Annotated in this window: 12 protein-coding genes; 4 read left to right on the top strand and 8 right to left on the bottom strand. The window is 59.4% G+C overall.

The genetic code is table 11. From position 1 onward, the window contains the following. Positions 1-21: 21 nt before the first annotated feature. The gene (locus RA27_RS05955) at positions 22-681 is read right to left on the bottom strand and encodes a DsbA family oxidoreductase (RefSeq protein WP_039535799.1); all 660 of its coding nucleotides are present in this window, start codon (positions 679-681) and stop codon (positions 22-24) included. Beyond that, positions 678-2,195, bottom strand: coding sequence for a class I adenylate-forming enzyme family protein (locus RA27_RS05950; RefSeq protein WP_039535797.1), 1,518 nt, complete (start codon positions 2,193-2,195; stop codon positions 678-680). Before RA27_RS05950 ends, RA27_RS05955 begins: the two co-directional genes overlap by 4 nt. A gap of 65 nt (positions 2,196-2,260) precedes the next feature. On the opposite strand from RA27_RS05950, the gene RA27_RS05945 reads away from it, so the two are divergent. Next, complete coding sequence (locus RA27_RS05945) at positions 2,261-2,884, top strand: XRE family transcriptional regulator (protein WP_039535795.1); 624 nt, start codon at positions 2,261-2,263, stop codon at positions 2,882-2,884. On the opposite strand, the gene RA27_RS05940 is transcribed toward RA27_RS05945, so the two are convergent. Continuing rightward, positions 2,873-3,109 carry a hypothetical protein gene (locus tag RA27_RS05940; RefSeq protein ID WP_052265182.1) on the bottom strand — a complete coding sequence of 79 codons (237 nt, stop codon included), beginning with the start codon at positions 3,107-3,109 and terminating at the stop codon, positions 2,873-2,875. The genes RA27_RS05945 and RA27_RS05940 overlap by 12 nt on opposite strands. A gap of 671 nt (positions 3,110-3,780) precedes the next feature. Beyond that, on the bottom strand, positions 3,781-5,610 hold the full coding sequence (locus RA27_RS05935; protein ID WP_039535794.1) for an extracellular solute-binding protein: 1,830 nt from the start codon (positions 5,608-5,610) through the stop codon (positions 3,781-3,783). Positions 5,611-5,903: 293 nt separating this feature from the next. Here RA27_RS05935 and RA27_RS05930 point away from each other — a divergent pair, with 293 nt between their 5' ends. Then, complete coding sequence (locus RA27_RS05930) at positions 5,904-6,677, top strand: 3-hydroxybutyrate dehydrogenase (protein ID WP_039535792.1); 774 nt, start codon at positions 5,904-5,906, stop codon at positions 6,675-6,677. Between the two features lie 58 nt (positions 6,678-6,735). Then, positions 6,736-7,761 (top strand): patatin-like phospholipase family protein, encoded by a 1,026-nt coding sequence (locus tag RA27_RS05925; RefSeq protein ID WP_039535790.1) that lies wholly within the window; start codon positions 6,736-6,738, stop codon positions 7,759-7,761. On the opposite strand, the gene RA27_RS05920 is transcribed toward RA27_RS05925, so the two are convergent. The 4 genes from RA27_RS05920 to RA27_RS05905 form a co-directional block, all read right to left on the bottom strand. After that, positions 7,762-8,439 carry a DUF502 domain-containing protein gene (locus tag RA27_RS05920; RefSeq protein WP_039535788.1) on the bottom strand — a complete coding sequence of 226 codons (678 nt, stop codon included), beginning with the start codon at positions 8,437-8,439 and terminating at the stop codon, positions 7,762-7,764. 64 nt (positions 8,440-8,503) lie between these two features. Continuing rightward, positions 8,504-9,418: a pseudouridine-5'-phosphate glycosidase gene (locus RA27_RS05915; protein ID WP_039535786.1), complete on the bottom strand. Its 915-nt coding sequence runs from the start codon at positions 9,416-9,418 to the stop codon at positions 8,504-8,506. Next, positions 9,415-10,308 carry a PfkB family carbohydrate kinase gene (locus RA27_RS05910; protein WP_152610647.1) on the bottom strand — a complete coding sequence of 298 codons (894 nt, stop codon included), beginning with the start codon at positions 10,306-10,308 and terminating at the stop codon, positions 9,415-9,417. Before RA27_RS05910 ends, RA27_RS05915 begins: the two co-directional genes overlap by 4 nt. Before the next feature lie 55 nt (positions 10,309-10,363). After that, positions 10,364-10,984, bottom strand: a complete 621-nt coding sequence (locus RA27_RS05905) for a thiamine phosphate synthase (RefSeq protein WP_039535781.1) — start codon at positions 10,982-10,984, stop codon at positions 10,364-10,366. A gap of 164 nt (positions 10,985-11,148) precedes the next feature. Here RA27_RS05905 and RA27_RS05900 point away from each other — a divergent pair, with 164 nt between their 5' ends. Further along, entirely contained in the window at positions 11,149-11,892 is a 744-nt protein-coding gene (locus RA27_RS05900) for an RNA methyltransferase (protein WP_039535779.1), read from the top strand. Positions 11,893-11,903: the final 11 nt, after the last annotated feature.

Genomic DNA, 11,903 nt, shown 5'->3' with positions numbered 1-11,903 from the left:
AGAAATGCACAGAGGTATGTGCTAATCTGCAGGGGAAGCCTCAAGTTGAGACATTATTTCGGAGATCACTTTTTCCCATAATTCAGGAGGTTGAGCACCCGGAACAGCGTGCTGATTTGCGACGATATACGTGGGCACCGAGCTTACTCCCATCTGGCGGGAATGGGTGTCGCGGGTGCGGATGTCCTCTCGGTCGGCGTCCGACTGCAGCAGTTTGAGCACAACGGCGGCGTCCATTCCGATGCTGTCGGCGATATCGGCAAGAACCTCATGGTCGCCGATATCACGCGCTTCGACGAAATAGGCGTTGAAGAGCGCATCGACCACGGCGTTCTGTTTGTCTTCGATCCCGGCCCAGTGGATCAGGCGGTGGGCATCCAGAGTGTTCGGCGTGCGTTTCATGCCCTCGAAATCGATCTTCAGCCCCGCGTTTTCAGCATGTTCAACCACCGGCGCATAGGCGCGGACAGCGCCGTCCTTGCCGCCAAATTTACGCTCAAGGTACGCGCGCCGGTCCATGCCCGCGCCGGGCATATCGGGGTTCAGCTGAAACGGGTGCCATTCGATCACGAACGGATGGTCCGGCACGGCGGCCAGAGCTTTGTCGAGATGGGTTTTTCCGATGTAGCACCAGGGGCAGATCGGATCGGACATGATATCGAGTTTGACGGTTTGGGTCATTCGGGTCGTGCCTTAAAATAGGCCGGCAGGGCGCGGCGCAGGAGTTTGCCATTGCCCCCGGTCGGCAGGGCAGACATGTGGACGAAGGCGCGCGGTTGTTTGTAGCGCGCCAGTTTCTCGGACACATAGGTGCGCAGCGCGTTTTCGTCCAGTTCTTCGGGGCCGGTATAGAACGCGGCGATGACGGATGTGTCCTGTTTGACCTCAACCGCAGCGGCACCGACCTGCGTGATGCCGGGATGGGTGGATAGCGCGGCCTCTACCTCGACCGGAGAGACCCGGTAGCCGCCCGCATTCATCATGTCATCGTCGCGACCGAGATAGGTGATTTGTCCGTCCACTGCCATTGCCCCCTGATCACCGGTAAGAAACCAATCCCCCTGCATTCGTGACGCGGCCTCTTGCGGAGCGTTTAGATAGGTCAGCATCAAGCCCGGATCGGCGCGGTGAACCGCGATGGTGCCTTCCTGCCCTTGGGGGACAGGCCCCTCTGGTCCGAGAATGGCCACTCGACGCCCTGGCTGAGGCCGGCCCAACGCCTCTGCGCGTGCCGGGTGCGAAGGGCTGGAAGAAATGAAGGTCGAGCATTCAGACATGCCATACGCCTCATAAAGCTCCGTTCCGGTGGAGTGCACCCATTGTTCGTGCAGGTGCCGCGAAAGCTTTTCTCCGGCGCAGAGGCCATGGCGCAGGTCCGGCAGACTCAGTTGAACCTCAGCTTGCATCATCTTCCGGAAGACCCCCGGTGCGGCGGCGAAGATGGTGGCCCGGTGTTGTTTAAGCAGCTTCAGCAGATCGCCAGTGCCGGTTCCCGGCTCGGGGATCAGAGCTGTCGCACCAATGGTCCAGGGGTCCATCAATCCCGTGCCCAGAGTATAGGTCCAGTTAAAGGCACCTGCATGGCAAAGACGATCCGAAGAAAGCAGGCCATACCAGCCATCGACCATCATCTGCCGTGCCCAAATGGCGCGATGCGCATGAGCCACCGCACGGGGTTTGCCCGATGTACCCGACGTGTAGACCACGTAGGCCAGCCGTTCGGGGTCGCCCATATCAAAGGCGGCAGGGGGCAGCGACCGCATCTGAACCAGTTCGGACAGTGTTATCTGATGCGCGTTCGGGGCGCAGGTTACGCTGGGATCGCGCAGAATGGCGGCTGGCTTCAGGTCTTCGATAATCTTGGCGGTTTCCGCGCTGGTCAGTTGTGACGAGGTCGGCACCGGCACCAGCCCCACGGCAATCGCACCCAGATAGGCGATTGGGAAATCGACCGTGTTTCCCAGTCGCATCAAAACGATATCTCCGGCGCCAAGGCCGCTCTGGAGTAATCCCGTGCCGGTTCCCAAGATGGCCGATTGCAGGTCGCCGTAAGTCCACTCGGTTGCCGTATCCGGCCCGAGCACAGATAGGGCGATCTTCCGGTCAGAACTTTGTGCATGGCGCAGCACATGCGCGGCAAGGTTGAATGGGCGCGGGCAGGGCGGTGGAGGCCCCTGATCAAAGATAGACAACATGAGAACTGGCTATCGCCGCGCGAGGCGCGTTGCAAGCGTGGCAGGCTGGTCCTATAGAAAGACGCATGACCACCAAAGATCATAAATCCATCGTCAGAATTGCCCGCGACAATGGCACAAACACCGAGCTCGAGCCGGTCGACCTTGGCGCGCGGGTGCGCGAATTGCGAAAAGCCCGGAACTGGACATTGGAACAGGCCGCCAGTCAGGCAGGGTTGGCGCGTTCGACACTCAGCAAGATCGAAAACGGCCAGATGTCACCGACCTACGATGCGTTGAAAAAGCTGGCGACGGGGCTGGAGATTTCGGTGCCTCAGCTGTTCACGCCGCCGCAGCGCGATCAGGTGATCGGCCGCATGGCGGTGACCAAGATGGGCGAGGGGGCCGCACACGCGACCACCACTTATGAACATGAATTGCTGGCCGAGACCCTGACCAAAAAGCAGATGCTGCCTTACCGCGCCCGCGTGCGTGCGCGTTCAATGGAAGAGTTCGATGGTTGGGTTCGTCACGATGGCGAGGAATTCCTGTATGTCCTGACAGGCGTGGTGCGGCTGTTCACCGAGTTCTACGAACCCGTCGAAATGCGCCGGGGCGACAGCGCCTACTACGACGGCAGCATGGGACACAATGTGATTTCGGTCAGTGATGAGGATGCGACGATCCTGTGGGTCACATCACTTACCTAAGGATTGACGCGCCTCGCGGTTCAGGCCCTCGGTGAACAGGAAATCCTCAAGTTCTTCCCGGGCTTCATTCACGGTCAGATGGTGGCGTTCGGCCAAATAGGCTTCGAACTGATTGCGGTCATCCCTCACGCGCGCCATGTCACGATCACGCAGGTTCGGAAACCTGCGCTTTGCACGCGCGTATGACGCGCCCCAGTCTTGCGTCAGATCAGCCCAGTTCAACATCTGCGAGCGTTCCTTTTTTCAGGTTTCAGGATTGCTCTCCCCACCTCAGCGTACGGAGAGTGGGGCGCTGTGGCGGACATGACAAAATGTCGCAGGTCTTCGCGGAATTCTCTGAGAACAAAAAACCCGCTGCGGCGATACCGCAACGGGCCTACGGACCTGCTTGTAAGTGAGTGGCGGCCGGTCCGTTATTCCTCGGGCTTCGATAGCCATTTGAGTATTATGTGCCCGAATAAATACAGAAATTTTCCGCATTAAGAAGAACATCGCAATATGTGCAAGGTAATCCCCGCGAATGTGTCCGTAAAGCCACTTGAGATAATATTGGCCGGACTAGCAAAACTTGTTGATGATGCGTACCGGTAGGGGGAGGGAATGTCGTCTTATACAAGCACTGGTGCGTCTCGGGTTTGCGCCAAATTTCGCCGAGAACCACAAAAAGCAGGCTCGCGGCTGCGATAATTTCCGCGAACCGTGGGTATGAGGCGGTCCTGTGCTGCGTTTCAGCGGCGTATAGAATCGGCGAGCCGATTATGCACGACGGCTCCGGCATCCACGGTCTGCTGCGGGGTATACTGCGTAAGGGCGCACGGACATGTTCGCGGTGCGGGGCAACCGTTGGTTAAAAACCGCCGCGCGTGCTTACGATGATATAAAGCAGAACAGCGGGACTATTCATCCTGATACCACCAGACCTGAGGCATATATTCGGGTCCGTCGCCGTAGATTGGCAGGGTTTGGGGGTACTTCAACTCTTTGACATGGGCGATACGACCGATATCAAAACTCCAGATCGGGATGACATAACGACCGGCGGTCAGCACACGATCCAGCGCGCGGGTGGCGGCGACAAAATCCTCGTGGCTATCCGAGGCCAACATCTCATCAATCAAGCCGTCCACAGCAGGTGAGGACAACCCCATTACGTTCCGTGTCCCCGGCGCGTCGGCATTTTCGCTCCCCCAATAGAGACGCTGTTCGTTGCCCGGCGACAGCGAGAGTGCGCGGCGAAACGGGGTCATGTCAAAGTCTTGCGCATCAATACGCGCGGTGTACTGCGCATCGTCGACCTTTTCAACCGTCAGTTGAATTCCAAGGCGTTCCAGAGCCCGCGCATAGATTTCCGCTATCACGCCGACATCCTGCACGACGTTAAGACTGCCCTGGCTGATGACCAGATCGATGCGGAATGGCTCACCATCTGCATTGCGCAGCAGGCCATCCTGAACTGTCCAGCCTGCCTCTTCCAGAAGTCCGAGCGCCTTGCGAATACTGCGGCGGTTGCGTTCGGTTCCATCGCCTTGGGGCAGTTCATATCCCTCCAGTGTGCCAGGCGGTAATTCGGCTGCGTATGGCTGAAGAAGGTCCTCGACGCGACCGGAGGCCGGGCCGGGTTTCATTCCCAATTCGGAGCCCGAGAAATACGAGGTAATTCTGGGTTGTGCGCTGCCGGTAATAGTGTCGTTGATGAACTCGAAGTTAAACGCCAGCGTCAGCGCCTCGCGCACGCGCCAGTCGTCAAACGGAGCCTTACGCGTGTTCATCGCGAACCCTGTCATGCCCGAGGGCTTCTGATGCGGGATTTCCGTCTTAACGACATCCCCGCGCTGAACCGCCGGAAAGTTGTACTGCGTGTTCCATTTATCCGCGTTGAACTCGCGCACTGCAGATAGCTCACCGGCTTTGAAGGCTTCGAAAGCGACCGTGCCGTCGCCATAGAATTCGATGCGCATATCTTCAAAATTCATCGTGCCCTTGCGATAGGGGATGTCCGTGCCCCAATAGTCGGGATTGCGTCGCAGATTCACGTAACGCCCGGCTTCGTAGTCGTCGATGACGTAAGGCCCCGAGCCGACGGGGATGTCATGCAACTGGGCATCGGCGAAGTCTTTCCCTTCCCACTGCGCCTTCTGCAGAATCGGGCGCAATCCGGCGATCAGTGCCAGTTCACGATCAGGTTCGTTAAAGGTGATCCGGACACTCCGCGGGCCGGTCTGTTCAATACTGTCGATCTTTCCCCACAAGCCGCGATATCGAAGGTGGCCTTCTGTGCCCAGCGTTTCATATGACCAGATCACATCGTCAACCGTGACCGGAGACCCGTCCGAGAATCGGGCGTTTTCACGCAGGGTAAACTCGACCCAGGACCGGTCCGGAGCTGCCTCAACTGATTCGGCTAACAACCCGTAAAGAGTGAAAGGTTCGTCCCAGGACCGACCCATCAGGCTTTCATGGGTCCAAAATCGCAACTGCCAAGGGGAGGTGCCTTTTTGTACAAACGGGTTCAGGCTGTTATAGCCGCCGGTGTTTGCGAACACGACCTTGCCACCTTTCGGCGCGTCAGGGTTTGCGTAGGGTAGCGACACAAAATCCGGTGGTAGGGCGGGCTGCCCGTACATAGCTATGCCATGGGCCGATTCTGCCGAGGCCAGCGAGGCGGCCAAAATGGAAGCGATTCCCGCAATCGCAGGACGAACGGGGCGAAGATAATCGGGGCTCATTTTGGAAACAATCCTGCTCTGGCCTTATTTTATTTGGGATTCACCGTAGCCATGATTTTTCTTATTATCAAACTTTTAGCTTGGACGAAGGCGCGGAATTGCTTATAAAGGATGCACTGCTCGATAGGTTTCTTGCCTGTATGAAACCTGCCTCAATAACTTAACGCCCGCTTCGTGCGGGCGTTTTTTTTGGCAAGAACCGCAGGGACGCACGCGTCGGATCATTCCCCGTTTCCTTTGCAGGTGCAGCATGGCACTGTGTGCCCGAAATCAAATCAGGACGGAGATCGGTCATGAGCTTGTCGGGAAAAACGGCCATTGTTACGGGGTCAAATTCAGGGATCGGATTGGGCATCGCGCGGGAGATGGCCAAGGCCGGCGCAGATGTCGTTCTGAATTCATTCACCGATCGGGATGAGGATCACGCACTGGCCGCCGAAATCGGGCAAGAGACCGGGACCAATGCGCGATACATCAAGGCGGATATGTCGAAGGGCGATGAATGCCGCGCCCTGATCGAGCAGGCGGGTGCTTGCGACATTCTGGTGAACAATGCGGGTATTCAGCACGTGTCTCCAATCGATCAGTTCCCTGTCGACAAATGGGACGCGATCATTGCGATCAACATGAACTCGGCTTTCCACACGATGGCGGCTGCGTTGCCGATGATGCGGGCGGCCGGATGGGGTCGGATCGTGAATATTGCCTCGGCTCATGGATTGACGGCCTCACCCTTCAAGGCGGCATATGTCGCGGCCAAGCACGGTGTTGTCGGGATGACCAAAACCGTCGCGCTGGAGACTGCGCAGGAACCGATCACCTGCAACGCAATCTGTCCGGGATACGTGCTGACCCCGCTGGTCGAGGCGCAGATTCCCAATACGATGAAAGAATACAACATGAGCCGCGAGGATGTGGTGAAGAATGTTCTGCTGGAACGGCAGCCGTCCAAGGAATTCGCCACTGTCGAGCAGTTGGGTGGAACAACAATCTTCCTGTGCTCGGACGCAGCGGCGCAGATTACCGGAACGACTATATCGGTCGATGGCGGGTGGACGGCCCTCTAGGAAAACTCGGGGGCTCCACACCCCGAACTGATTTGGAACAGCAAAAGAGGCTCGGGTCGTGAAACGTATCAATCTGGCTTTGCAGGGTGGCGGGGCGCATGGTGCGTTCACCTGGGGTGTTCTGGACCGACTGTTGGACGAAGAGGATGTCGAGGTTGCGGCAATCACCGGAACCTCGGCCGGCGCCTTGAATGGCGCTGCTTTCAAATCCGGTATGGTGCACGCGGGGCGGGAAGGTGCGCGGGCCTGTCTTGACGGGTTGTGGAAGCGCATGGGCGCGGTTGGTGACATGCGGATTGCCCATTGGATGCGGGGCATCGAACCCGCCCATATCGCGCGGGCGCTGGAGTATTCGCTGCCGTATTCGATGGCCAAGACATGGTCGCGGTTGGTGTCGCCTTATGCCTACGGGCCGTTTTATCGCAATCCGCTGGAGCCGGTCGTCGACAAGTTCAACTTTGATGAGATATGCGCGGATGAGGGGCCGGGGCTTTTCGTTTGTGCGACCTGTGTGCGCAGTGGAAAGATCAGGGTGTTCACAGGCGACGAGTTATCGACCGATGCTATTCTGGCGTCGGCTTGTTTGCCCAACCTGTTTCAGGCGGTTGAGATTTTCGATCCGGCATCTGGTCGGACCGAGGCGTATTGGGATGGAGGTTACACCGGCAATCCGGCGCTCTATCCTCTGTTCGGCGGCGACCTTCCAGATGACGTGGTGATTGTGAACATTAACCCGTTGGAACGGGATGAAGTACCTAAAACGCCGCAGCAGATTCAGAACCGGATTAACGAGATCAGTTTTAACTCATCCCTGTTTCGTGAACTGCGGGCGATCAACTTCGTTCAGCGGCTGCTGCGGGAAGGCAAGCTGAAGGCGGGCGAGATGAGCCGGGTACTGGTTCACATGATCGCAGATGATGAGTTGATGAATGATCTGTCTGCGGCGACGAAGACGTTCCCGAACCCGGTTGTCTTGAACAGGCTGAAACAGGCCGGTCGCTCTGCTGCGGACAAGTTCCTGCACGCTCATAAGGACGATTTGGGGGAATGCAGTACCGTCGATCTGCCGGCAATGTTTGGTTGACTATTCCGGCGGCTGTGTCGGGTCTTTTTCGTTGGGGTACACAAGTCCCGCTGAAATCACCAGTTTGGCTGCGTCTTCTATGGACATGTCCAGCAAAAGCACATCCTCGGCCGGGAAGAACAGCAGGAATCCCGAAGTGGGGTTCGGAGTTGTCGGAACAAAGACGCTAAGTAATTCGCCACCCGTTTCGGCACGATCGCTGACTTCGCCCCGGGCGGTGGTTGACACAAAGCCGATGGCCCAGATTCCCCTGCGCGGATATTGGATCAGACAGGCTTTTTCGAAAGAGCGTTCGGTCTGCGCAAAGACCGTTTCCGAGATCTGCTTGATGCCGGAATAGACCGAGCGAACGACCGGCATCCGGTCAACCAGGCTTTCGGCGAAGTGAATCAGGGAACGACCCAGAATGCCCTTGGCGACCCAACCGACGATAACCGTGAAGATCAGGAAGATGACGACGCCAACCCCACGCAGGTTGATGCCCACATATTCGGCAGGGCGGAACTGGTGCGGCACCAGCGGTAGGACGGCGCTGTCGATCCAGCCCACAACCGACCAGATCAGCCAGACGGTCAGCCAGATCGGAGCAATAACAACGATGCCCGTCAGAAATGAAGCCCGCAGGCCGGACAGAAGACCGGGGCGGCGATGTGGTTCTTCGTCAAACGGCGTATTCATTGCGGTCCTGAGTGGTTTGCGGGATTAGTTAAGCAGTCGGATGCCGTGGTACAATAGGCTCATATCACTGGGCAGTGCTGACCAGCGCCTTTGCGATTTCCGCTGCGAGGCGCGCGTTGTTGCGAACCAGAGCGATATTGGCGATCAGGGAACGCCCTTCGGTCTGTTCGTAGATACGCTGCAGCAGATAGGGGGTAACGCCCTTGCCGGTGATCCTGTGGGTCTCGGCATCTGCTTGTGCAGATGCGATGATCGGAGCCAGTTCCTCGGCCGGAATCTGATCGGCCTTTGGGATCGGGTTCGCGATCAATTGACCGCCGGGCAGGCCCAGCGCGCGACGGGTAGCATGGGCTCGCGCGATGTCAGCCGCGCTGTCCATCCGCAAGGGCGCGGCGAGCGGAGATTTTGCCGACCAGAAAGCGGGAAACTCGTCCTGACCGTGTGCGATCACGGGCACGCCCAGCGTCTCGAGAACCTCAAGCGTCTTGGCCAAGTCTAGAATGGCTTTGGCACCGGCCGCGACAACGCTAACCGGCGTTTGCGCAAGCTCGTGCAGGTCAGCAGAGATATCGAACGACGTCTCGGCGCCCTGATGCACGCCACCGATGCCGCCGGTAGCGAAGACCTCGATACCCGCATGATGCGCGGCAATCATGGTGGCGGCGACGGTGGTGGCCCCGGTGCCGCCTGTTGCCAGGCAGGCCGCCATATCGGCCCGGGACAGCTTGGCAACGCCCTGTGCCTGACCAAGTGCCTTGAGCTGCCCCGGCTCGAGACCAACATTCAGCACACCGTCGATCACGGCAATTGTTGCGGGAACTGCACCTGCGTCGCGAATGTCTTGCTCGACCTCAGCAGCCACCTCGATGTTCTGAGGGTAGGGCATCCCGTGGGTGATGATGGTGCTTTCCAGCGCTACGATGGGAAGACCCGCATCTTTTGCGGCGCGAACCTCGGCAGAATATTGAATGTCGATCACAGTGGGGTTTCTCCGGAAACATAGGTGGCCGCAGCGTGCAGGGCACGGGCCAGAGCGGCTTCGTCATCTGCGCCGCCTGCCTCGGCCGCGATATGGGCTGCCATGAAGGTATCGCCCGCGCCTGTTACGCGGGTGACCAGAACGGAAGGCGGTTTTTGCGTCAGAACACTTTCCGCGCTGCCAACGGTGGCCGAGTTGCCACCATCGGTTACAAGCACGCGCAAGGCGCCGCGATCAAGAAGACTCTTGGCTGCGCTCTCTGAGTCTGTGAACTCGCGCTGGCAAAGCAAGCCAGCCTCTTCGAGGTTCACGTAAAGCGTCGCGCGGGCGTGTTTCAGAAACGGTAGCAGCCGTTCCGCCTTGCCGGGTGATGCGGGGGCCACGCGCAGGTCGGCGCGGGCAAAGGCAGGGCTTTGCGCGATTTCTTCCAGCAGGTCCAGGGTCAGGTTGCCGTCCAGCGCGATGGGGCCTTCGAAGGGCGTGTTCTCGAACCCGAGCGGACCATGCATCAGAGGGCGCAGTATTTTGGCGCCTGCGGCCTCAAGCGAATGCGCATCGGCGATGGCTGCGATCAGGCCATTGGCGCCTTCGACGGCCATATACCGATCGGTCGGCAGGTCTTGCGAACGGTAGATGTGCTCGGTGACCATTCCCAACCGCGCGCAGGCGTGGACCAACTCATCCCCTTCGGGATCGCGCCCGATTGCGGTCAGCAGCGTGGGGGTCATTCCGAAGCGTACCAGCGTCATTGCGATGTTCATCGCGACGCCGCCGGGCAGGCGGGTGATCCGCCCCGGTACATCCGATCCCTGCCGCATTGCGCTGGCAGACCGTCCGATCACGTCCCACAGGACCGATCCGATACACAGGATTTCGCTGTTCTGAGTCATATCTCGTGTCATGCCGCAGCCCCGGCGCGGGTGCAAGGGCTAACGCCGAAGGTGTTCAGCGCATCGCGGCGATCAGCGTGTTTAGCGCGTCCAGCGGGTTCTCCTGCGACCAGATCTCATCCCCGATACCAAAGAAGTCGGTGCAGGGGCTCAGGTCGCGGATCAGGTCTTCGGTCAGTCCGCCTTCGGCCACCACCGGAACCTCGATCATCTCGGACCACCATTGGAACAGGTCATGCTCGGCCCGGGTTCCGTCGCCCAATGCGGCGTTGCCGACAGGGCCAAAAGCCACATAGTCCGCGCCGCCTTCGCCAGCGCTCATGCCGTCATGGCTGGAGGCGCCGCAGAAGCTGCCGACGATGGCGTCCTGGCCCAGTTCCTTGCGCGCAGCCCGGACCGAGCGTGCTGCGTCATCCAGATGCACCCCGTCCAGCCCCAGCCGTTGCGCCAGCAGCACATGGTTCGAAATGACCAAAGCCACGTCGCGCGCATGGGCAACCTCGCGGCAGGCATCGGCGGCGCGGGCGATTGTGTCTTCGTCGCTACCGGCCAATGCAAGCCGGATGCAGGCGATCTCGGCCCCGTCCAGCACGCGGGCCAACTGGTCTGGGAACGTGCTCAGGGTGATCGTAGGCGGGGTAATCAGGTATATCTGCGGCTGCTCGGGGGTGTCCATTGGCGCGTCCTTCGCTTTCAATCTTTCGCGGGGTTTAGCGGATTGCGGCTGGGAAGCAAACTTTTATGCCTCCGGCGGAGGTATTTGGGAACAGAAGAAGCAGGGGCGGCTTGCCCTGACCGTATGAGGAGATTAGAGCGGGCGGAACGTTTTTGGAGTCCGTGATGCCCAGCGACAAATCCCAGCCGTCCTTCGTGCTCGTGCGCCCTCAGATGGGTGAAAACATCGGCGCCGCCGCACGGGCGATGTGGAATTTCGGGCTGGACCGGATGCGGATCGTCGCACCCCGCGATGGATGGCCGAACCCCAAGGCGGTTGCGATGTCCAGCGGCGCCGGGCGGTTGCTGGATGAGGCGCAGCTGTTCGACGATCTGGCCGGAGCCTTGGGGGATCGCACCTATGTCTTTGCAACGACGGCGCGGCAGCGGGGCCTGACTAAACCGGTATTCAGCCCTGAACGCGCGATGCAAGTCGCCGCCGAAAAGGTCGCCGCCGGCGAGAAGGTCGCGGTACTGTTCGGGCCGGAACGGGCGGGGCTTGAGAACGAGGATATCGCCAAGGCCAATGCGATTATTTCGGTGCCGGTGAACCCGGAATACGCCTCGCTGAATCTCGGCCAATGTGTGTTGCTGACAGCCTATGAATGGATGCGCCAGAGTGGGGACGTGGTGCACGAGACCACCGATCTGGGCAAGGGAGATTGGGCAACCGGGATAGAGGTCGAGAAGCTGGTCGAGCACTATGAGGACCGGCTGGAGGAGGCGGGCTTTTTCTACCCGCCCGAAAAGGCCGAAGGGATGAAGACAAACCTTCGCAATCTATGGTCACGGATGCGGATGACGCGGGCGGATGTGCAGATGCTGCACGGGGTGATGCGTCAGATGGTCCGCTGGAAGGATCGGGGCTGAGGCTGGACCTC

The organism is Ruegeria sp. ANG-R (assembly GCF_000813985.1).
Taxonomy (GTDB): domain Bacteria; phylum Pseudomonadota; class Alphaproteobacteria; order Rhodobacterales; family Rhodobacteraceae; genus Ruegeria.
The sequence above is the reverse complement of the archived record's forward strand: the minus strand, read 5'-3'. Positions and strand labels throughout refer to the sequence as shown.